The organism is Streptomyces sp. NPDC006516 (genome assembly GCF_040611875.1).
Lineage (GTDB): Bacteria > Actinomycetota > Actinomycetes > Streptomycetales > Streptomycetaceae > Streptomyces.
This window is the reverse complement of sequence record NZ_JBEXPD010000013.1, coordinates 13,340-37,978: the sequence shown is the minus strand read 5'-3', so window position 1 is coordinate 37,978 and position 24,639 is coordinate 13,340. Positions and strand designations below refer to the sequence as shown.

Here is a 24,639-nt window from a genome sequence, read left to right as displayed (position 1 = left end):
TCCTCTTTCTGCTGTCGTACGGCGGCCGTTCGGCCGTCACGCGCGGTCCGCGCCGGGGGCGCCGGCCAGCTTCTTGGCCAGTACCGCCCCGATCCCGGCGAGCGGCGCCGGCCGCATCAGGTCGTTGTGCGCGGCGGGGACGGAGTGGATCTCCAGGTCGCCCTCGATGTGCTGCAGCCAGTCACCGGGCTCGCCCGCCGGATCGACGGTCGCGGCGAACATCACCGCGCCTGCCCGGCAGCGGCCGGTGACGGAACCCGCCTCCACCCGGAAGCTGTTGGCCATCACCCGCTGGAGGCGGCGCAGCTGCTCCTCGGTGAGCCCGGCGAGCTCCTTGCCCGAGGCGTGCATCGCGGCCATCACCCGGCCGAACTCCACCGGTCCGCCGAGCTCGTCGGCGTCCATGCCGATCGCGGCCAGGATGCCCCGCAGGAAGTCCTCCTCGGAGAAGGCGGCGGCCGGCTCCGGCTCCGTACGCGGGTAGGCGTCCAGCAGGGCGAGCAGCTCCACCTCCTGGCCGGCCGCCTCCAGCAGCCCCGCCATGGCGTGCGCGACCCGGCCGCCGAGCGACCAGCCGAGCAGCCGGTAGGGGCCCTGGGCCTGCACCGTGCGGATGCGGGCCACGTAGTCGGCGGCCATCTCCTCCACGGTCGCCGGCAGTGGCTCGTCGTCGCCGAGTCCGGCCGCTTGCAGGCCGTAGAGCCCGACGTCCGCGGGGAGGTGCTCGGCGAGCCCGGCGTAGGGCCAGCTCAGCCCGCCGAGCGGGTGGACGCAGAAGACGGGTGTCCCGGTGCCGCCGGAACGCAGCGGCAGGAGCCGGCTCAGCGGCCCCGCCCCGTCCGCATCGGCGAGACGGACGGCCAGCGCCGCGACCGTCGGGGCCTCGAAGATCGTCACCACCGACATACCGGCGCCCAGCCGGTCACGGACCATGCTGATGAGCCGGGTGGCCAGCAGCGAGTGGCCGCCGAGCTCGAAGAAGTTGTCGTCGATGCTCACCGTGCCGTGGCCGAGCAGCTCGGCGAAGATCTCGCAGAGCGCCGTCTCGGTCGCGTCGCGCGGGGCCCGGCCGGGCACGCGTTCCAGCAGCTCCGGCTCGGGCAGTGCCTTCCTGTCGACCTTGCCGTTGGGCGTGACCGGGACGGCGTCGATGACCGTGTAGTGCACGGGCACCATGTGGTCGGGGAGCACCCCGGTCAGGTGGTCGCGGAGCGCGGCGGCCTCCGGGGCCTCCTCCGTTCCGGCGGGTGTGACGTACGCGGCGAGCGTGACCCCCGAGGGCGTGGTGCGGGCCGTGACGACCGCGCTGCCCACGCCGGGGTGCCGGGTGAGGGCGTGCTCGATCTCGCCCAGCTCGACGCGCCGGCCGCGGATCTTCACCTGGTCGTCGGTACGGCCGAGGAACTCCAGGACCCCGTCGGCGGTGACCCTGGCCAGGTCGCCGGTGCGGTACAGCCGGGAGCCGGGCGGGCCGTAGGGGTCGGCGACGAACCGCTCGGCGGTCAGCCCGGCACGCCCCAGGTAGCCGTGCGCCAGCTGCACCCCGCCCAGGTACAGCTCACCGCCGCTGCCCACGGGGGCCGGTGCGAGGGCGGGGTCCAGCACGTACGTCCTGGTGTTCCAGACGGGCCTGCCGACCGGGACCACCGCGGCGGCGGAGTCCTCGGCGCAGTCCCACGCGGTGACGTCCACCGACGCCTCGGTCGGGCCGTAGAGGTTGTGCAGACCGGCCGGCAGCAGCGCGCGGAACCGCTCACGCAGCCCGGCGGGCAGTGCCTCGCCGCTGCACAGCACCCGGCGCAGACCGGTGCAGTGCGCGGCCTCGGGCTCGGCGAGGAATACCTCCAGCATGGACGGCACGAAGTGCGTGGTCGTCACGCCGGCGTCCTGGATCAGGCGCGCCAGGTAGGCCGGGTCGCGGTGCCCGCCGGGCTCCGCGACGACCTGGACCGCCCCGGTCACCAGCGGCCAGAAGAACTCCCACACCGACACGTCGAACCCGGACGGTGTCTTCTGCAGGACCCGGTCGTCCGGGCCGATCCGGTAGGCGTCCTGCATCCACAGCAGCCGGTTGACGATGCCCCGGTGCGGGACGACGACCCCCTTCGGGAGGCCTGTCGAGCCGGAGGTGTAGATGACGTACGCCGGAGAGTCCGGCAGCGGCCCCGGCAGCACGGCGGTGCCCCGCGCGGCCGCTGCCTCCTCCCGCGTACCGGGCTCGTCCAGGACGACGAGGTTCCCGGCGGCTCCCACGGGGAGAGCACCCAGCGCCCCGCTCGTGGTGACCACCACGGCCGGGGCCGCGTCGGCCAGCATGTGGGCGACCCGTTCGGCGGGATAGTCCAGCTCGATCGGCAGGTAGGCCGCCCCCGCCCTGATCGTCGCCAGGAGGGCGACGGTCAGTTCCGCGGAGCGGGGGACGGCCACGGCGACGACATCGCCCCGGCGGACGCCTCGCGCGACCAGGAGCGCGGCCAGTGCGGCGGAGCGTCCGTCCAGCTCCGCGTAGCTGAGCCGCTCGTCACCGGCCACCAGCGCGAGGGCGTCCGGGGTCCGCGCCACCTGCGCCGCGAACAGCCCCGCGATCGTCTCCGGCTCGGGACCCGATTCCGTGGCGGCCGGCAGCTCCAGGGTCCGGGCGGTGTCGTTCCACCCGGTCAGCAGCAGCTCACGCTCGCCCTCGTCGAGGATGTCGAGCCGGCCGATCGGCGTCGTGGGATCGGCGGTGCCGGCCGTGAGCAGCCGGACGAGCCGCTCGGCGATACGCCGGACCGTGCTCTCGTCGAAGAGGTCCGCACTGAAGTCCAGGGTGAGGTCGATGCCGGCGGGGCCGCCGTCGGGACCCGTGCGCTCGACGAAGTTGAACCCCAGATCGAACTTGGCCGCACCACCCTCACCGTCCACCGGACGCGCCACCAGACCCGGCAGATCCAGCGACGCCACCGCATTGTTCTGCAACACGACCATCACCTGGAACAACGGATGCCGCGCCAACGACCGCGCCGGCTGCAACGCATGCACCAACTGCTCGAACGGCACATCCTGATGCGCGAAAGCCGCCAGATCCGTCACCCGAACCCGATCGACCAACTCACCGAACCCAGGATCCCCCGACACATCCGCCCGCAACACCAACGTATTGACAAAGAAGCCCACCAAATCATCCAACGCCGCATCCGTACGACCAGCCACAGCCGTACCCAACGGAATATCCTCACCACCCCCCAACCGCGACAGCAAACCCGACACACCAGCCTGCAGAACCATGAACACACTCGAACGCGAAGACCGCGCCAACCCCACCAGATCCCGGTGCAAACGCGCACCCAACCCCACCGAAACCGTCCCGCCCCGATAACTCGAAACCACCGGACGCACACGATCCACCGGCAAACTCAACTCATCAGGCAACCCCTCCAACACCTCACGCCAATAACCCAACTGACGCGAAATAGCCGAACCCTCATCCCCCTCATCACCCAACACCTCACGCTGCCACAACGCATAATCCGCATACTGCACCGGCAAATCAGCCCACCCAGGCGCCACACCCCCCACCCGCGCCCGATAAGCCACACCCAGATCCCGCGCCAAAGGCGCCTGAGACCACCCATCACCCGCAATGTGATGCACCACCACACACAACACATGCTCAACATCCGACACCCGGAACAACCACACCCGAACCGGCAGATCAACCGAAAGATCAAAACCAACGGACGCCACCCCCGCCAAAGCAGCACCCACACCCCCCGCCGCCACATCCACAACCTCGAACGGCACCACCACATCCCCCACCGCGACAACCTCCTGCCACGGCTCACCACCCACATCCGGAAACACCGTCCGCAACGACTCATGACGGCCCACCACATCAACCAGAGCCGCCCGCAGAGCCCCCACATCCAGCACACCCGACAAACGCACACCCAACGGAATGTTGTACGTCCCGCTCGGCCCCTCCATACGATTCAAGAACCACAGACGCCGCTGAGCGAAAGACAACGGAACCCGCACAGGACGCACCATCGGCACCAACGCCGCACGCCCACCCACCGACGAACCCACCACCCGCTCCGCCAAAGCCACCACCGACTGCGCGTCGAAGATGTCCCGGAAGGGGAGTTCGATGCCGAAGGTGGCGCGGACGCGGCTGACCAGCCGGGTCGCCAGGAGGGAGTGACCGCCGAGGTCGAAGAAGCTGTCGTCGATCGACACCGAGGGGACCCCGAGCAGCTCGCAGAACAGGTCGCAGAGCGTCCGCTCGACGTCGTTGCGGGGAGCGCGGGCCGTGCTGTGGCTCGGCTCGGGCAGGGCGTCACGGTCGATCCGGCCGTCCGCGGTGCGCGGGAGCGCGTCGAGCGCGACCCAGTGCGCGGGCACCGCGTGGCCCGGGAGCAGGGCGGCGGCGTGGGCGCGCAGCGCTGCGGCGTCCGCCGGAGCCGCCGCGTCGGCGGGGACGTGGTACGCCACGAGGGCGGGCTCGCCCGAGGGACCCGGGCGTACGGTCACGGCCGCGGCAGCGACAGCGGGGTGCGCGGTCAGCACCCGCTCGGCCTCGGCGGGTTCGACGCTCCTGCCGCCGAAGGTGAACCGGGCGTCCGTACGGCCCAGGAGCTCGACCGTGCCGTCGCGCGTGAACCTCGCCAGGTCGCCGGTGCGGTACAGCCGGGCGCCGGGCGGGCCGTAGGGGTCGGCGACGAACCGCTCGGCGGTGTGCGCGGCACGGCCGAGGTAGCCGTGGGCCAGCTGGACCCCGCCCAGGTACAGCTCACCGGGGCTGCCGGGGGGCAGGGGCAGGAGACCGGCGTCGAGCACGAAGGCGCGGGTGTTCCAGGCGGGCCGGCCGGCGGGCGGGTACGCCGCCGCGTTCCCGGGCCCGGTCCCGACGGTGAGCGCGAGGGCGCCGAAGGACGCCTCCGCCGGCCCGTGCAGGACATGGAGTTCCGCCCCGGGCAGGACCGACCGCAACCGCTCGGCCTGCCCGGCGGGCAGCGGCTCGCCGCCGCACAGCACCCGGCGCAGACCGGTGCAGTGCGCGGCATCGGGCTCGGCGAGGAACGCGTCCAGGACGGACGGCGCGAAGTGGACCGTGGTCACGGCCTCGTCCCGGACGAGCCTGGCGAGGCCCGCCATCTCGGCGTGGTCGCCGGGCGGCGCGACCACCTGGGCGGCTCCGGTCACCAGGGGCGCGAGCAGTTCCCACACCGAGGCACCGAGGTCGGCCGGCGCCTTGTGCAGGATCCGGTCGTCCGCGTCGAGCAGGCAGGTGTCCTGCATCCACAGGAGCCGGTTGACGAGGCCCCGGTGCGGTACGGGCACTCCGAGGGGTTCCCCTTGCGGGCCGGCCGTGTGGAGCAGGTACGCCGGGGAGTCCGGCAGGGGTCCGGGCAGGACCGTGGAGGCGGGAGCGGTGGCGTCGTCGCCATCGGTGGTGAGCAGGACGGCCGAACCGGGGGCCGTCCTCGTCAGCACGGACCGCCAGCCCTGGGTGGTGAGCACGGCGGCGGGTGACGCGTCGGCCAGCAGGGCGCGGATCCGCTCGGCCGGGTGCTCCAGCTCCAGGGGCCGGCACACCGCCCCGGCTCGCAGCACCGCGAGGTGCGCCACGGTCAGTTCCGCGGAGCGGGGGACGGCCACGGCGACGACGTCACCCCGGCGGACGCCCCGGGCGACCAGGAGCGCGGCCAGTCGGGCGGAGCGCGCGTCCAGCTCCGCGTAGCTGAGCCGTGCGTCGTGGGCCACCACCGCGAGCGCGTCGGGGGTCCGCGCCACCTGCGCCGCGAAGAGCGCGGTGATCGTCTCCGGCTCGGGCTCCGTGTCCGTCGCTGCGGGCAGCTCCAGGGTCCGGGCGGTGTCGTTCCACCCGGTCAGCAGCCGCTGCCACTCACGCGACTCGAGCAGATCCAGCTGGCTGATCGGCATCGACGGGTCGGCGACGCCCAGGGACAGCAGGCGCACCAGGCGCCGGCCCAGTTCCTCGACGGTCTCCTCGTCGAAGAGGTCGCTGCTGTACTCCACGCTGAGGTCGATGCCGGCGGGGCCGCCGTCGGGACCCGTGCGCTCGACGAAGTTGAACCCCAGATCGAACTTGGCCGCACCACCCTCACCGTCCACCGGACGCGCCACCAGACCCGGCAGATCCAGCGACGCCACCGCATTGTTCTGCAACACGACCATCACCTGGAACAACGGATGCCGCGCCAACGACCGCGCCGGCTGCAACGCATGCACCAACTGCTCGAACGGCACATCCTGATGCGCGAAAGCCGCCAGATCCGTCACCCGAACCCGATCGACCAACTCACCGAACCCAGGATCCCCCGACACATCCGCCCGCAACACCAACGTATTGACAAAGAAGCCCACCAAATCATCCAACGCCGCATCCGTACGACCAGCCACAGCCGTACCCAACGGAATATCCACACCACCCCCCAACCGCGACAGCAAACCCGACACACCAGCCTGCAGAACCATGAACACACTCGAACGCGAAGACCGCGCCAACCCCACCAGATCCCGGTGCAAACGCGCACCCAACCCCACCGAAACCGTCCCGCCCCGATAACTCGAAACCACCGGACGCACACGATCCACCGGCAAACTCAACTCATCAGGCAACCCCTCCAACACCTCACGCCAATAACCCAACTGACGCGAAATAGCCGAACCCTCATCCCCCTCATCACCCAACACCTCACGCTGCCACAACGCATAATCCGCATACTGCACCGGCAAATCAGCCCACCCAGGCGCCACACCCCCCACCCGCGCCCGATAAGCCACACCCAGATCCCGCGCCAAAGGCGCCTGAGACCACCCATCACCCGCAATGTGATGCACCACCACACACAACACATGCTCAACATCCGACACCCGGAACAACCACACCCGAACCGGCAGATCAACCGAAAGATCAAAACCAACGGACGCCACCCCCGCCAAAGCAGCACCCACACCCCCCGCCGCCACATCCACAACCTCGAACGGCACCACCACATCCCCCACCGCGACAACCTCCTGCCACGGCTCACCACCCACATCCGGAAACACCGTCCGCAACGACTCATGACGGCCCACCACATCAACCAGAGCCGCCCGCAGAGCCCCCACATCCAGCACACCCGACAAACGCACACCCAACGGAATGTTGTACGTCCCGCTCGGCCCCTCCATACGATTCAAGAACCACAGACGCCGCTGAGCGAAAGACAACGGAACCCGCACAGGACGCACCATCGGCACCAACGCCGCACGCCCACCCACCGACGAACCCACCACCCGCTCCGCCAAAGCCACCACCGACTGCGCGTCGAAGAGGGCGCGCACCGGCAGCTCGATCTCGAAGACGCTCCTGATCCGGCTCACCAGGCGCGTCGCGAGCAGCGAGTGGCCGCCGAGGTCGAAGAAGTTGTCGTCGATCGACACCGACGGGACCCCGAGGATCTCGGCGAAGAGACCGCACAGCATCTCCTCGTGCGGGGTGCGAGGCGCACGGCCGCCGGCTCCGGCCCCGCCGGCGGCCAGGAGCCCCCGGGACGAGCCGTCACCGGGGCGCGGGGCTGATTCGGGTACCACCCAGCCGAGGGGCGGGGCGACCGACCGCAGGACGTCGGCGACCGGCTGCGTACCGCCTCCGGCTACGGTCCGCAGGACGGTTTCCAGATTGCCGAGGATCCCGGCGACGGACTCCTCGGAGAACAGGCCGTCCTGGTAGCCGAGGCGCAGCTGGAGCCTCCGGCCGGGCACGGCGATGAGTGTCAGCGGGTAGTGCGTGGCGTCGGCCCCGTCGACGCCGGTGACCGTGAGGTCACCGAGCGAGCCCCGCAGGCTCTCCGCGTCCACCGGATAGCTCTCGAACGCGACCAGGCTGTCGAACAGCTCGCCGTGACCGGTGGCGCGCTGGATCTCGGTGAGCCCGATGTAGTGGTGGTCGAGCAGCCCCGACTGCTCGGCCTGGACGCGCAGGAGCAGCGACCGGAGGCTCTCGGTTTCGTCCAGCCTGATGCGTACGGGCACGGTGTTGATGAACAGGCCGACGATGCTTTCGACGCCCTCGATCTCGGGCGGACGGCCGGAGACGGCGGCGCCGAACACGATGTCGCCGGCGCCGGTGAGCCCGGCGAGCTGAAGACCCCAGGCCACCTGCACCATGGTGTTGACCGTGATGCCCAGGCGGCGCGCCAGCGCCGTCAGCTCGGCGCTCTGCTCCTCGGGCAGTTCGAGGGTGAGCCTGCGGGGCAGCCTGTCGACCGTCCCGTCCGCCTTCGGGGCCACCAGGGTGGGGGCGGCGAGGCCCTCGAACGCGGCCTGCCAGGCCGCCAGCCCCTGCTGCTTGTCCTGCTTCCGCAGCCAGGCGAGGTACAGCTTGAACGGCACCACGGGCGGCAGGCCCGCCGCGTCGCCGCCGCGTTCGTACAGCGCGAAGAGCTCACCGAGGACCAGCGGCATGGACCAGCCGTCGAGCAGGATGTGGTGGCAGGTGAACATGAGCCGCCAGCCGCGCTCGGCCAGGCGCACCACCGTGAAGCGCAGCAGCGGCGGGTCGGTGAGGTCGAAGCGCAGGGCCTCGTCGGCCGCCGTCAGCTCGGCCAGCCGGGTCCGCCGGGCGTCCTCGTCGAGGCCGGACAGGTCGTGCGTGTGGACGGGGGTCTCGAACGCGCGGGGCACCACCTGCACCGGCTTGCTCAGGTTCTCCGACAGGAAGCCGGCCCGCAGGTTGTTCCTGCGGAGCAGGAGGGCCGTCACCGCGGCGCGGAAGACCTCCAGGTCGAACGGGCCCTCGAGGTCGACGGCCAGCCGCACGGTGTAGACGTCCAGGGCGTCGTCGTCGTACGTCGCGTGGAAGAGCATGCCCTCCTGCAACGGTGCGAGCGGCAGGATGTCCTCAAAAAGATCCTTGCGGGTCACCGGGTCTTCCTCCACTCAGCTTCCAGTACCCCGAGATCGTCGAGTTCGAGGTCGATCAGTGACAGGTCGGACGGGGCGAGACCGGCCGGCTCGCCCTCGCCCCCGCGCTCCGCGAGCGCGGTGAGGACGCGGAACCATCCCTCGGCCAGCGTCCGCACGGCGTCCTCGCTCAGCAGCCGGCGGGGCCAGGTCCAGTTGGCGACCAGCCGCGGTCCGTCGGGGCCGTCCTGGACCAGGACGTTGAGGGACAGCGCGTGGGGGGCCGGCATCTCCGGGTCGCCGCCGAGCTCCCGGAGGACCTCTCCGTCGGCGGACATGGTCCAGTCCCCCGCGCCGGGGGTCGTGTGCGCGGTGTCGCCGGTCTCCGCGGCGACTTCGGTGCGTCCCAGGTAGTTGAAGCCGAACTGCGGGCCGGCGAGCGCGGCCAGCGTGTCGCGGGTGTGGGGGTTGAGGTGGCGCAGCAGGCCGTAGCCGACGCCCTCGTCCGGCATCTGCCGCAGCGTCTCCCGGACCCGGGTGAGGGCCTTGTGCAGGGCGGCCGGGTCGGTGAGGACCCTGCCCCACGGCACCGGCCCGAGGTCGAGGCGCACGGGTGCGAGGCTGGTGAACCAGCCGACCGTACGGGAGATGTCGAGCTCCTCGCCCTGCGGGATCTGCCGGCCGTGCCGCTCGACGTCCACCAGCACCTCGGTGCCGGCGCCGAGCCCGCGCCCGCGCCGCCAGTCGGCGACGGCCAGGGCGAAGCCGGTCAGGAGCACGTCCTCGACGCCGCCCCGCACGGCGGCCGGCACCTCGGTGAGGAGCGGCCCGGTGACGGCTTCGGGCAGGGTCAGTACGAGCGCGTCCTGGGTGGCCATGGTGTCGACGGCCGGGTCGCGCGTCTCCTCGGTCACCGGCACGTCCCCGTCACCGAGCTGTTCGGCCCACCAGGTGACCTGGGCCGCGCGGGCGGGCTCGGCCGCGAGGCCGGTGAGCCACTGGGCCCAGCGCCGCCACGAGGTGCCGACGGGCTGCAGCGCGGGTTCGCGGGACTCGTGGGCCGCCTGCCACGCCTCGGCGAGATCGGGTACGAGGATCCGCCACGACACCCCGTCGACGGCTAGGTGATGGCCGAGGAACAGCAGCCGTCCGGGCTCGTCGGGGCCCGCGTCGAACCACACCACCCGCACGATGTCGCCGTCCGCCGGGGACAGCAGCGCGACCGCGCGCTCCGCCGCATCGGCGACGGCGGCCCGCACCCGCGCACCGTCCGCGCCGGTGATGTCGACGCGGCTCACGCAGCCGGCGGGATCCACCGCGCCGCGTTCCCGCACCTCGTAGGACCAGGCTCCGCCCTCGTCCACCGTCAGCCGCAGTCGCAGGGCGTCGTGGTGGTCGAGCACGGTCCCGACCGCCGCGGTCAGGGTCTTCAGGGTCATCCGGGCGGGGACCTGGAGCAGCACCGACTGGTGGAACCGCTCCGTACGGCCGCCGTTGTCACGCAGCCAGTGCGTCATCGGGGTCAGGGGCACCGCGCCGATCCCGGCGTCGGGGTCCTGCGGGGGCAGTTCGTCGACGGCGCGCGCGACGGCCGCGAGTCCGGCGGCCGTCCGGTGCTCGAAGACGTCCCGGGGGGTGATGACCAGCCCGCCCTTGCGTACCTGGCCGACGAGCTTGATGGAGACGATGCTGTCGCCGCCGAGCTCGAAGAAGTTGGCGTCGGCGTCCACGTCGGACAGGCCGAGCACAGTGCCGAACGCGTCGGCGAGCACCCGCTCGGCCTCGGTGGCCGGGGCCCGTCCGCCGCCGGGGCCGGCAGCGGGAACGGGTGCGGGCAGCGCCGCGTGGTCCAGTTTGCCGTTCACCGTCAGCGGCAGCGCGTCCACGACCACGTACGCCTGCGGGACCATGTACTCGGGCAGCCGCCCGGCCGCCCATGTCCGTACGGCCGCGGTGTCCAGGACCGTGTCCGGGGCGGGCACCACATAGCCGGCGAGCTGCCGGACGCCGGGCCGGTCCTCGCGCACCACGACCGCGGCGCCGTCCACCTGGGGGCAGCCCGAGAGCACGGACTCGATCTCGCCGAGTTCGATGCGGAAGCCGCGCAGCTTCACCTGGCTGTCGCGGCGCCCGACGAACTCCAGCACCCCGTCCGCGCGCCACCGCACCACATCGCCCGTCCGGTACAACCGGGAACCCGGCACCCCGAACGGATTCGCCACGAACCGCTCCGACGTCAGACCCGGCCGGCCCAGATACCCACGCGCCAGCCCCACCCCCGACACGTACAACTCACCCGGAACACCCACCGGGCACAGGCCGAGGGCGCCGTCCAGGACGTACACCCTGGTGTTGGCGATCGGTCCGCCGATGGGCGGGGTGACGGTGCCGTCCACCGGGTCGCTCGCCGTGGCGCAGACGGTCGTCTCGGTCGGCCCGTAGGCGTTGATCACCCGGCGGCCGGGTGACCAGCGCGCGGCGAGGTCACGGGGGCAGGCCTCGCCCGCCGTCACCAGGGTGAGGCCCTCGGGGGCGTCCTGCGGATCGGCGCCGGACAGCGCCGTCGGGGTGAGGGTGGCGTGGGTGATCCGCTCCCTGGACAGGAAGTCGGTGAGCGCCTGGCCGAGCACAGGACCGTCGGCCGGGGTCAGCACGAGCGCCGCACCGTTGAGGAGGGCCATGACCGTCTCCCAGGCGGAGGCGTCGAAGCTGGGCGCGGCGAACTGCCCGACCCTGCTCTCCCGGTCCACACCGAGCCGCTCGGCGTGCCAGGCGGCGAGACTTCCCAGTCCCCGGTGGGTGACGGCCACGCCCTTGGGCCGCCCGGTGGAACCCGAGGTGTAGATGACGTACGCGGGGTGGTCGGCCGACAGCGGTGAACGGCGGTCCGCGTCCGTGACCTCGGCCCCGGAGAGGTCCGCCAGTGCCGCGGCGGTCCCGGGGCTGTCGAGGATCAGCGGCTCGCCGCACCCGCCGGGCAGCCGGCCGGCCAGGGCGGCGACGGTGACGACGAGCGTGGGGGCACTGTCGCGGACCATGTACGCGATCCGGTCGGCCGGGTGGTTCGGATCGACCGGTACGTAGGCCCCGCCCCCGGTCATCACGGCCAGCAGCGCGACGGTCAGTTCGGCCGACCTGGGCAGGACGAGCGCGACCCGGTCCTCCGGTCCGACACCGCGCCCGATCAGCAGCCTGGCGAGCCGGTTGGCCCGGTCGGCCAGTGCCGCGTAGTCCAGTTCGGTACCGCCCGCGAGCACGGCGGGCCGGTCGGGTACGGCCGCAGCCTGCCGGGCGAACAGCGCGGGGACGGTGCCCTCGGGCACCTCCCGGTCGCTGGCGTTCCAGCCGGTGAGCAGCTGTCCGCGCTCCGTCGCGGGAAGGATCTCGAGACGGCGCACGGGCGTACGCGGGTCGGCGGCGACGGCACGCAGCAGCGTGACCAGGTGACCGGCCATGCGCTCCACGGTGTCCCGGTCGAACAGGTCCGTGCTGTAGCCGAGGATTCCGCGGATGCCGCCTTCCGCGTCCTCGGCGAGGCTCAGCTCCAGGTCCACCTTGGCGACCGGCAGCAGCATGTCCTGGACGGTGGCGCGCAGACCGGGCAGCTCCAGCTCGCCCGAGCTGTTGTTCTGGTACGCGATCAGCACCTGGAACAACGGGTTGTGCGAGAGGGAGCGATCCGCTCCGACGAGGTCGACGAGCCGCTCGAACGGCAGGTCCTGGTGCGCGTAGGCCTCCAGGGCACTCCCGCGTGCCCGGTGCAGCAGGTCGACGAAGCTCGGGTCACCGGACACGTCGGTGCGCAGCACCAGGGTGTTGACGAAGAAACCGACGAGGTCGTCGGCCGCCGAGTCGGTCCGGCCGGCGACCGGGGTGCCGATCGGGATGTCGGTGCCGGCGCCGAGGCGGGACAGGAGCGCCGCCAGGGCGGCCTGGAAGACCATGAACGGCGTGGTGTCGGTCTTGTCGGCGAGGACCCGCAGGCTCTGCGCCAGCTCCGGGCCGACCGTGAGGGGCACCTGGGCGCCCCGGTGGGTGGCGACCGGCGGGCGGGGCCGGTCGGTGGGGAGTTCGAGCTCCTGCGGGGCACCGGCCAGCTGCCGGGCCCAGTACTCCCGCTGCCCGGCCGCGAGGCTGTCCTCGTCGTGCTCGTCGCCCAGCAGCCGCCGCTGCCACAGCGTGTAGTCCGCGTACTGCACCGGCAGCGGGCGCCACTTCGGCGCTTCACCGGCGAGCCGGGCCCGGTACGCCTCGCCGAGGTCGCGGGAGAGCGGCTCCTGCGACCAGCCGTCGCCCGCGATGTGGTGGACGACGACACACAGCACGTGCTCGTCCGCCGAGATCCTGAAAAGACGCGCGCGCAGCGGGAGTTCACGCGCCAGGTCGAAGCCGGTGGCCCCTGCCTCGTCGAGGGCGGCGGGCAGCGCCTCCTCCGTCACGTCGGTGACCTCGACGCCGACCACCGCCACCGCGGCGGGCACGATCTGCTGCCAGGGTTCGCCGTCGGTGTCCGGGAACACGGTGCGCAGCGACTCGTGCCTGGAGACCACGTCGCCGAGGGCCGCTGTCAGTGCCGGCACGCTCAGCTCGCCCTGGAGACGGACGGCGAAGGGGATGTTGTAGGTGGCGCTCGGCCCCTCCATCCGGTTCAGGAACCACAGCCGTCGCTGGGCGAACGACAGCGGTATCCGCTCGGGGCGTTCGGCGGGACGCAGCGGTGTACGGGCCGGGGACGCGCCGTCCATGAGCCGGACGGCCAGCCGGGCGACGGTGGGCTCCTCGAAGACACGCCGGATCGACAGTTCCACGCCGAGCACCGCGCGTACCCGGCTCACCAGCCGGGTGGCGAGCAGGGAGTGCCCGCCGAGTTCGAAGAAGTTGTCGTCGACGGACACGGAGGACAGCCCCAGCACCTCCTGGAACAGCCCGCACAGCAGTTCCTCGTGCGGCGTCCGGGGCCCGCGTGCCTCCTCCGCGACGTACTCGGGGACGGGCAGCGCCTTCGTGTCCAGCTTGCCGTTGGTGGTCAGCGGCAGGGCGTCCAGGACGACGACGGGCCGCGGGACCATGTACTCCGGGAGCCGTTCGGCGGCCCAGGCGCGCAGTTCCTCCCCGTCGAGCGCGGCCCCGGCGGCGGGCACCGCGTAGCAGACGAGCTGCCGGAGGCCGGGCCGGTCCTCGCGCACCAGTACGGCGATCTGGCCGACCGCCTCGTGGCCGGCGAGGACGGACTCGATCTCGCCGAGTTCGATGCGGAAGCCGCGCAGCTTCACCTGGCTGTCCCGGCGCCCGACGAACTCCAGCACCCCGTCCGCGCGCCACCGCACCACATCGCCCGTCCGGTACAACCGGGAACCCGGCACCCCGAACGGATGCGCCACGAACCGCTCCGACGTCAGACCCGGCCGGCCCAGATACCCACGCGCCAGCCCCACCCCCGACACGTACAACTCACCCGGAACACCCACCGGGCACAGGTCCATCCGGCTGTCGAGCACGTAGACCTGCTTGCCGTCGAACGGCCGGCCGATGGGCACCGGGTCCGGCACGGGCCGGTCCGCGCCGAGCGGGTGCGCGGCGGCGATGACGGTGACCTCGGTGGGCCCGTACGCGTCCACGACCGTGATGTCCGGGCAGGCGTCCAGCACCTGGCGCACCGCTGCCGCGGGCACCGCCTCGCCGCCGGCCCACACCTCGCGCATCGGGCGGAGGATCTCCGGGGCCTCGGCGGCGATCAGCCTGAACAGGCCGGTGGTGAAGAGGGCCGCGGTGACACGGCCCTCCTCCACGGTCCGCCCGATGGTGGCCATGTCGAGATCGCCGGGCGGCCCGACGACGAGGGTGCCGCCGTTCAGCAGCGGGGTCCACATCTCGTACGTCGACGCGTCGAACGCGTGCGCCGAGTGCATCAGCACCCGCTCCTGCGCGCCGTTCGCGAAGCGGCTGTCGGCGGCCAGGTCCGCGATCCCCCGGTGGGTGACGGCGACGCCCTTGGGCCGGCCCGTCGAGCCGGAGGTGTACATGACGTAGGCGAGGCGTTCCGGGCCGGGCGGCATGGGCACGCCGCCGAGGGGGACCGGGTAGGAGTCGGGCAGGTCTCCCTGCTCCAGCACCAGCGACGTACCGCTGTCCTGGAGGACGTCCGCGCGCCGGGACTCCGGCCAGCGGTGGTCGACGGGCACGTAGACCGCTCCGGCCCGCAGCACGCCGAGGACGGCGAGCACGAACTCGACGGAGCGCTCCATCACGATGCCGACCGGCTCCTCGGGGCGCACGCCGCGGTCGATCAGCCACGCGGCGATCTCCTCCGCCCTGCGGGTCGTCTCCGCGTACGTCAGCGACCGGTCGCCACGGACCAGGGCCTCCCGCTCCGGGGTCTCGGCGGCCCGCAGCGCCAGCAGTTCGGGCAGCGTGCGCGCGGGTTCCGGCACGGGGGTGGGGTTCCACCTGCCGAGCAGGTCCGCGCGCTCGCCGGCGTCCAGCAGGTCGACCGCTCCGGCGGACAGGTCCGGTTCGGCGGCGAAGGCCCGCAGGACGGCGGTGAGACGCCTGCCCAGGCTCTCGACCTCGGCCTCCTCGAAGGCGTCGGAGCGGTAGGTGAAGCGGAGTTCGATCGAGGACCCGGGGATGACCATGAGGGCGAGCGGGTAGTGCGCGCCGTCCGTGGAGAAGTGCCCGGCGACCGAGAGACCCCCGGGCAGGGTGAGCGCAGCCGGGTCGACGGGGAAGTTCTCGAGGACGGTGAGGGTGTCGAACAGGTCCCCGTGCCCGGCGGCCCGCTGGATCTCCGCCAGGCCGAGGTGCTGATGGGCCATCAGCCTGCTCTGCTCCTCCTGGAGCCGCCCGCAGAGCCCGAGCAGCGTCTCCTCGCGCGGGACGCGGACCCGCACGGGCACCGTGTTGAGGAAGAGACCCACCATGGTGTGCACCCCGGGTATCTCCGGCGAGCGGCCGGCGAGGGTCATGCCGAAGGTGACGTCCCCGCGGTCGGTGAGCCTGGCCAGCACCAGGCCCCACGCGGCCTGCACGACCGTGTTGAGGGTGATGCCGTGCTCCCTGGCCCGCCCGGTCAGCCGGGCGGTGGCCTCCGGACCGAGCGGGACGGAGACCTTGCTGGGCAGCACCGTCGTGGACCGGTCGTCGGGCATCGCCGCGAGCAGGGTCGGCTCGTCCAGCCCCTCCAGGGCGCTCCGCCAGGCCCGGACCGCGGCTTCGCGGTCCTGCTTGGCGAGCCAGGCCAGGTGGTAGCGGTACGGGGTGACCGGCGGCAGGACCGAGGCGTCCCCGCCGGCCGCGTACAGCTCGAACAGCTCGCGCACCAGGACGGGGGCGGACCAGCCGTCCAGCAGGATGTGGTGGTTGGTCACCAGCAGCCGGTGCCGGGCGTCGGCTACCCGGATGACGGTGAACCGGAGGAGCGGCGGGCGGCGCAGGTCGAAGCGGGTCGCGCGGTCCCGCTCGGTGAGGCCGCGCAGCTCGGCATCCCGCTCCTGGACCGGGAGGGTGGTCAGGTCGGCCTCGTGCCACGGCAGCTCGGCCTCCTTCGGCACGAATTGCAGGGGGCGCGGGCCGTCGTGCCGGAAGCCGGCGCGCAGGTTGCCGTGCCGCGCCAGCAGTGCCTGCGCGGCGGCGCGCAGCGCGGGCACGTCGAGCGGACCGTCGATGTCGAGTCCCAGCTGCATGACGTAGACGTCCGGGCCCGACTGCTCGTCGTACTGCGCGTGGAAGAGCAGGCCCTCCTGGAGCGGGGTGAGCGGGAGTACGGCTTCCAGCGACGGCTTCTCGTTCGAGGTCATTCCGAAACGCTCCACTTCGACTCGAACTCGTCGAGTTCGTCCTGCGAGACCAGTGCCATGTCCCATCCGCCCGCGTCCGCCGGGCCGGAGGTCCCGCCTCCCGCGGGTGCCGGTCCGGCCGTCGCGGCGATGGCGCGCACGGTGCGGTGCGTGAACACGTCCTGCGGGGTGAACACCAGGCCCTCGGCGCGGGCCCGGCTGACGAGCTGGACCGAGACGATGCTGTCGCCGCCCAGCCGGAAGAAGTCGTCGTCCGCACCGGCCCGGGGGACCCCGAGCACCTCGGCGAACAGCCGGGCGAGCGTCTGCTCCTGCGGTGTGGCGGGAGCCGTGTCCGAAGCGGACGCCGCCGCGTCGGGCGCGGGCAGCGCCTTGTGGTCGAGCTTGCCGTTCAGCGTGACCGGCAGGGCGTCCAGGAGCACCAGGGCGGTGGGCACCATGTGGTCGGGCAGCCTCCCGGCGAGCGCCGTGCGCAGCCCGGCCAGCAGCGCTCCGCTCCTGCGGGCCGTGAGCGGGTCGTTCGCGAGGCGGGCGGGCACCGTGTCCGGGAGGTACAGGTCCCGGTAAGCGGGTGCCGCGCCCGTTCCGTCCTCGGCCGGCTCGGGGACGAAGACCGCGTCGAGCCGTCCGTCGTCCGCCCCGGCCGTCCAGGTGACCAGCGCCCGGTAGCCGGCGGGCTCTCCTGTTCCGTGCAGGGCCGTGACATCGACGCCGGCCGGGACCGCCCCGGTGCCGTCCGCCCCGGCCAGGTCGGCGTCGAGCCTGCCGTTGGGGATGCCGGTGACGCGCAGCCCGTCCGGGCGCTCGTCGCGCAGCAGCGCGGCGATGCCGTCGAGGCCGCCCGCCCGTTCCCAGGCGAGCGCCGGCACGTCCGCGAGGCTGACGGGCGCGGCCGGACGCTTGTGCAGGACCACGTCGTAGCGGTAGCGGCTGAGCTCGTTGGCGTAGTCGCCCCGCTTGACGCGGACGTCCGCGCCGCCGAAACCGTCGAGGGCCAGATTCCCGAACAGGGCCGGGTCCAGCAGCAGTTCGGTCTCGCGCTCGACGGCCCGGTCCACGGCGTGCCGGGTGGCGTCGGGGCCGTCCCCGGGGTGGGCCGTGCGGTGCACGGCCGTCCGCATGGGGCGCAGCAGCCGGAGGTCGCGGACGTCGCCGAGGAAGACCGCGCCGGTGTCGCCGAGCAGCGCGAACGCCTTCTCGATGACGTCCGTCAGGTAGTCCAGGCCGGGGAAGTACTGCGCCACCGAGTTGATGACGACGGTGTCGAACGTCCCCACGGGCAGCTCGTCCAGCTGGTGCGCCGGTGTCGCGGTGAAGCAGGTGCGCCGCGCGAGTTCGGGGATCTGCGCCGTCTGCCGGCACAGGGTGTCGATCACCTCGCCGGAGAGGTCGGTGCCCCAGTAGAGGTCCACGTGCGGCGCGACCGGCGTCATAATCAGCCCGGCGCCGACGCCGATCTCCAGGACCCGGCGGGGGCGCAGCTCCAGGATGCGGTCGACGGTGGCCGCGCGCCAGGCCCGCATCTCCGCCTCGGGCAGCTCGGTCCCGTCGTAACTGCTGTGCCATCCGCTGAAGTTCTCGCCGAGCGGCGGTCCCTGGTGGGCGGACGCTCCGTACACCTCGTCGTTGACGGTCTGCCACTTCTCGACCTGGTCGCTCTCCAGGCCGGTGTCACGAGCGCCCGCCTCCTGCGCGGCGGGCACCACGTAGCCGACGAGCCTGCGCTCGCCCGGGCGGTCCTCGCGGACCACGACGGCGGCGGACTCGACCTGCGGCTGGTCGGTCAGCGCGGCGGTGATCTCCCCCAGCTCCACGCGGAAGCCGCGCACCTTCACCTGGTCGTCGGCGCGCCCGGCGAACTCCAGCTGCCCGTCCGCGCGCCTGCGCACCACGTCGCCGGTGCGGTACATGCGCTCGCCGGGGGCCCCGAACGGCGCCGCGACGAAACGCTCCGAGGAGAGCCCGGGGCGGCCGAGGTAGCCGCGTGCCAGGTTGAGCCCGGCGATGTACAGCTCGCCGTACACGCCGACCGGGACGGGGACGAGCCGCGCGTCCAGCACGTAGGCGCGGGAGTTGGCGATCGGGGTGCCGATCGGCGGCGTGACCGCGCCGGACAGCGGGGCGCTCATCGTGGCGCAGACCGTCGTCTCGGTGGGGCCGTAGGCGTTGATCATGCGCCGGCCCGCCGACCAGATCCCGGCCAGCTCGGCCGAGCACGCCTCGCCGGCGACGGTCAGCACCATGCCGGGGGGTACGGCGCCGGGGTCGAGGCCGGTGAGCGCGATGGGCGGGATCGTCGCGTGGCTGATGCGCCGGTCGGTGAGGAACCGGGCCAGTTCCTCGCCGAGCAGCAGCCCGCCGCCGACGGGGAGGACCAGCGTCGCGCCGCTGAGCAGCGCGATGCATGTCTCGGACACCGCCGCGTCGAAGCTGGGAGCCGCGTACTGGACGACCCGGCTGTCCGGCCCGACGGCGAAGCGCTCGCTCTGGGCCGCGGCGAGGTTCCCGATTCCCCTGTGGGTGACCACGACGCCCTTGGGGCGGCCGGTCGAGCCTGAGGTGTAGATGACGTACGCGGGGTGATCGGCCGAGGCGGGCTCCCGCCGGTCCGCGTCCGACAGCGGTCCCGTGGGGCGGGCCGCGATCCGGGCTGCGGTGGCCGGGGCGTCCACGACGATCACGGGCACGTCCGGCACCACCTCCCGGGCGAGGTCCGCGACCGCCGAGGTGGTGAGGGTCAGCGCGGGCCCGGAGTCCTCCGCCATGAAGGCGACCCGTTCGCGCGGATATCCCGGGTCGACGGGCACGAACGCCCCGCCCGCGGTGACCACGGCGAGCTGGGCCACGAGGAGGTCCAGCGACTTCGGCATGACCAGGAGCACCCGGTCCTCGGCGCCGATCCCGCGTGTGACCAGGTGGCGGGCCAGCCCGGCGACCCGCCGGGCGAGCTCGCCGTAGCTCAGCTCCGCCTCGCCCGCCACCACCGCGAGCGAGTCGGGGGTGCGTGCGGCCTGCTCGGCGAAGAGTTCGGCCAGCGTGGCTCCGGCGACCGGGGACGCGGTGTCGTTCCACTCGACGAGGATCCGCCGGCGCTCCTCGGCGCCCAGCACGTCCAGCTCGCTCAGGCGGCTGTCCGGCCGTTGGGTGGCCTGGTCCAGCAGACGCGTCAGCCTGACGGTGAGCAGCTCGATCGTCGCCCGGTCGTACAGGTCGGTGGCGTACTCGACGGCGCAGGTGGTGTGGGCCGGGGTGTCCCCGTCGCCCTCGACCTCGCGGAAGTCGAAGAGCAGGTCCAGCTTTGCGGTGTGGGTGACGGCAGGCTCGATCCAGGCGTCGAGACCGGGCAGGTCCAGCGCCGGGGTCTCGTTGTTCTGGAAGCCGAGGCCGATCTGGACCAGCGGGTGCCGGCCCGCCGAGCGTTCCGGGTTGACGGCCTCGACGAGCCTCTCGAAGGGAAGGTCCTGGTTGGCGAAGGCGGCCAGGCCGTCCGCGCGCGCCCGGCCCAGCAGGTCGGCGAAGCTCGGGTCGCCGGACAGGTCGGTGCGCATCACGAGGGTGTTGACGAGGAAGCCGACCAGGTCGTCCAGGGCCTCGTCGGTGCGTCCCGCGATCGAGATGCCGAGCGGGATGTCGTCGCCCGCGCCGAGCTTGCCGAGCAGCGCCGCCAGGGCCGTCTGCACCACCATGAAGGGGCTGACGTCGTGCTCGCGCGAGCAGCGGGTCAGCTGCTGGTGCAGCGCGGGCGGCAGGTCGAAGCGGAGGGTCTCGCCGCGGTAGGAGGCGACGGCCGGCCGGGGCCGGTCGGTGGGCAGCGTGACCTCTTCGGGCAGTCCGCCCAGGTAGCGCGTCCAGAAGGCCAGCTGGCCGGAGATCGCGGAGCCCGGGGTGCCCTCGTCGCCGAGGATCTCGCGCTGCCACAGGGTGTAGTCGGCGTACTGCACCGGCAGCGGCTCCCAGTCGGGACTCCTGCCGTGGCAGCGCGCGGTGTAGGCGGTCTGGAGGTCGCGGGTCAGCGGCACCAGGGACCAGCCGTCACCGGCGATGTGGTGCATCGGCATGAGGAGGGCGTGCTCCTGCTCGGACACGGCGAACAGGTGCGCGCGGATGGGCGCCTCGGTGGCCAGGGCGAACCCGGCGGCGGCGCGTTCGGTCATCGCCTCGGCGAGCCGGTCGGCGGCGATCTCGGTCACCCCCATCACGGGGGTGGCCTCCTCCGGCGTCAGGATGTGCTGGCGCGGGGTGCCCAGGCGGTCGGGGAACACCGTGCGCAGACTCTCGTGCCGGGCGACGACGTCGCCGATCGCCGCCTGCAGCGCCGCGCGGTCCAGCGAGCCGTTCAGCCGTACGACGAGCGGGATGTTGTAGGTCCCGGAGCCGCCGTCGATCTTGTCGACGAACCACAGCCGGAGCTGGGCGAAGGACAGCGGGATCTCTTCCGGCTTCTCCATCCGGGTCAGCGGGCGCCGGGCCGTGGGCACGTCACCGTGGCCGGCGAGCCAGGCGATGAGCGCCGCGGGGGTGGGCGCCTCGAAGACCGTACGGATGGCGAGCTCGACGCCGAACGCGGCGCGCACCCGGCTGACCAGCCTGGTCGCCAGCAGCGAATGACCGCCCAGGTCGAAGAAGTTGTCGTCCAGGGAGACCGAGGGCAGACCGAGGATCTCGGCGAAGACCCCGCAGAAGATCTCCTCCTCGGGTGTGCGGGGCGCCCGGCCGCCGGCGGTGCCCGTCATGTCCGGGGCGGGCAGCGCCCGGGTGTCGAGCTTCCCGTTCCCCGTCAGGGGCAGCACGTCCAGCTGGACGAACGCGGTGGGCACCATGTGCTCGGGCAGGGTGGCGGCGGCGTGCTTGCGCAGCGCTGCCGGCTCCAGCTCGACCCGGCCACCGGGACCCTGGCCGCCGACGACGTAGGCCACCAGCCGCATGTCGTCCGGGGTGTCCTCGCGCACGACGACGGCCGTCTGCCGGACGTCGGGGTGCAGCAGCACGGCCGCCTCGATCTCGCCCAGCTCGACGCGGAAGCCGCGGATCTTGACCTGCTGGTCCGCCCGCCCCAGGTACTCCAGGTCGGCGCTGCCGTCCGGGGCCCACCGGGCCAGGTCCCCCGAGCGGTACATGCGCTCCCCCGCCGGGCCGAACGGGTCCGCGACGAACCGGGTACTGCTCAGGTCCGGCCGCCCCAGGTAGCCGTCGGCGACGGCGGGCCCGGCGACGTACAGCTCACCGGTCGCACCGGGCGGAACGGGGCGCAGCGCCGTGTCGAGGAGGTAGACCCGCAGATCGCTGATGCCGAGGCCGATCATGCTGCTGCCGGACGTGACGCAGGACGCGTCGAGCATCCGCTCGGTGGTGTGCACCGTGGTCTCGGTGATGCCGTACATGTTCACGAGCCGCGGCGAGTCCTCCGGGTGCCGCTCGTACCACTCGGCGAGCCGCCCGAAGTCGAGCGCCGCCCCGCCGAAGACGACGTACCGCAGGGCGAGCGCCCGCCCGGTGTCCGGGTTGTCCCGGTCGGCCTGTATCAGCTGGTAGAAGGCCGACGGCGTCTGGTTGAGGACGGTGACCCGCTCCCGAACGAGCAGGCGCAGGAACTCCTCCGGCGCCCGGCTGACCGCGAACGGCACCACCACGAGCGTCCCGCCGTGCAGCAGGGCGCCCCAGATCTCCCAGACGGAGAAGTCGAAGGCGTACGAGTGGAACAGCGCCCACACGTCGTCGGGCCCGAAACCGGACCAGCGCGCGGTCGAGTCGAAGAGCCGGATCACGTTCCGGTGGGCGACGACGACGCCCTTGGGCCGACCGGTGGACCCGGAGGTGTAGATGACGTACGCCGCCTGGTCGGGCAGGACCGGCCCGCCGCGCTCGGCGTCCAGGATCGGGTCGCTCGGCAGCCCGGCCAGCTCGGCCACCGTCGTCACGTGGTCCAGCACGATCTCCGGAGTCCGGACCGCGAGCTGGGTGAAGGCGTCGCGCTGTGCGGTGACGACCACGGCGGGCTCGGCGTCGCCGAGCATGTAGGCCACCCGGTCGGCGGGGTACTCGGGGTCGATCGGCAGGTACGCCGCCCCGGCCTTCAGGGTGGCCAGCAGCGCCACGGCCATCTCCACCGACCGGGGCATCGCCAGCGCGACGAGCTGCCCGCGCCTGACGCCCCGGCTGATGAGCAGCCGCGCCAACTGGTTGGAGCGCTCGTCCAGTTCCCGGTAGGTGAGGGCCGTGGTGCCCGACGCTCCGGGGTACACGACGGCGCGGTTGCCGGGGTGGGCCGCCGCCGCGGCGGCGAACCGCTCGGGCAGGGACACGGACTCCACCGGTGCCGGGGTCCGGGCGGCGCCGCCCCAGTCGCCGACGAGCCTGGCCAGTGTCCCGGGGTCGACGACGTCCAGGGCGCCGATCGGACGGTCGGGGTGCTCGGTGAGTTCGGTGAGCAGCCGGGTGATCAGCCGGTGGTGCTGCCGCACCGCGTCGACGCCGTACACGTCCGGGTTGGCCGAGACGTCGAACTGGAAGCCGCCGTCCTGGCGGCCGACGACGATCAGGGAGAAGTCGTCGTCGTGCCCGGCCACCAGCGGGTGCAGGCTCGCGGGCAGCCCCGCGAAGTGCAGGGCGGGGGCGACGACATGCAGGTTGAGTCTCGGCCCGAGCAGCCGGCCGTCGGAGCCGAGCAGCTTGAGGTCGCGCCGGAGGTCCTCGTAGCGGTAGCGCTTGTGCCGGGAGACGGCGCGCATGCGCTGATGGGCGTGGCGTACGAGCTCCTGCGCCGTCATGTCCGGGCGCACCGTCATCCGCACGCCGACCACGTTCGACACCATGCCGGGCACGGCCCGCCCCGCCCCTGTCGTACGCGCGGCGACCGACAGGGCGACGACGACGTCACCGCTGCCGGAGATGCGGCTCGTGTACGCGGCGAGGGCGGCCAGCACCGCGGCCGGCCACCCGACCCGGGCGCCGCGGGCGGCGTCGCGGATCCGGGTGCCGGTCTCCGCCGGGACCTGGCGTGTCTCGCGTACGAGGTCGGTGGGCAGGGCCGTCGGGCGGTCGCCGAGGCTCACGGCGTGCGGCCGGTCCTCGAACTGCGCGGTCCAGAAGTCCCGGTCGGCGGCGAAGGCGGCGGACTCCTGGTAGGCGGTCTCGTCGTCGATCAGCTCGCGCAGCGGGGGGAACGCGCCGCCGGAGGTGTCCTCGCCCGTCACGAGACCGGTGTAGACGTCGGCGGTGCGGGAGGCGACGAGGCTCGCCCCGAAGCTGTCCATCACGAGGTGGTGGTAGCGGTAGTAGAAGAAGAAGCGGTCGTCGGCGACCTTGATGAGCGCGAAGCGGTACAGGGCGCCGTCGAGCACGTCGACCGGCGTGCGCGCGTCGGCCCACATCCAGCGGTCGGCCGCCTCGGCCGGCCGCTCCTCCGCCGTCAGGTCGAGGACCTCCACGGGCTCCGCCGACCAGTCGGTGACCGGCTGGATCACCTGGACGGGGGCGGCTCCCTCCTCGGTGAACCGGGCGCGCAGGGCCTCCGTCTCGGTCACGATCTGCCGCATCGCCGTGGTGAACAGCAGCGGCTCTACCGCACCGGCTATCTCCAGGTACAGGGCCGCGTTGAACGTCGCGTTCGGACCGCTGAGGCTCTGCGCGTACCAGATTCCGGCCTGGCCGGCGGTCAGCGGCAGAACCGTGGCTGACGAGTCAGACATCTGTCCTCTGTTTCTTCGGGCCTGGCCGATCCGGGAACCGGTCGGTGAGCAAAGGGACGGCAGACACGGGCTCCGGACGGCCGGCACCGATGCGGGCCGGCTCAGCGGCCGCCGGTGGGCGGGCACAGTCGTGCCGTCCGCCCGTGGAGCCGGTTTTCCGTCGGCTGCGGTCCATCGACGTTCGGTAAACGAATACACGTCCGGACAAGCCCTGCGGCACGTCGGTGCAATTTCCGGAAAGGGCTCTTCTCACCCTCGGCGCA

At 72.8% G+C, this 24,639-nt stretch carries 3 protein-coding genes; all 3 read right to left on the bottom strand.

Features of this window, described 5'->3' with window-relative positions; genetic code table 11:
- Positions 1 to 36: 36 nt before the first annotated feature.
- The 3 genes from ABZY45_RS28080 to ABZY45_RS28070 are packed head-to-tail and all read right to left on the bottom strand — an operon-like array spanning position 37 to position 24,376.
- Entirely contained in the window at positions 37 to 8,913 is an 8,877-nt protein-coding gene (locus tag ABZY45_RS28080; RefSeq protein WP_356744235.1) for an amino acid adenylation domain-containing protein, read from the bottom strand.
- Positions 8,910 to 16,688, bottom strand: coding sequence for an amino acid adenylation domain-containing protein (locus ABZY45_RS28075; protein ID WP_356744233.1), 7,779 nt, complete (start codon positions 16,686 to 16,688; stop codon positions 8,910 to 8,912). Before ABZY45_RS28075 ends, ABZY45_RS28080 begins: the two co-directional genes overlap by 4 nt.
- Positions 16,685 to 24,376 carry an amino acid adenylation domain-containing protein gene (locus ABZY45_RS28070; protein WP_356744231.1) on the bottom strand — a complete coding sequence of 2,564 codons (7,692 nt, stop codon included), beginning with the start codon at positions 24,374 to 24,376 and terminating at the stop codon, positions 16,685 to 16,687. Before ABZY45_RS28070 ends, ABZY45_RS28075 begins: the two co-directional genes overlap by 4 nt.
- Positions 24,377 to 24,639 lie beyond the last annotated feature (263 nt).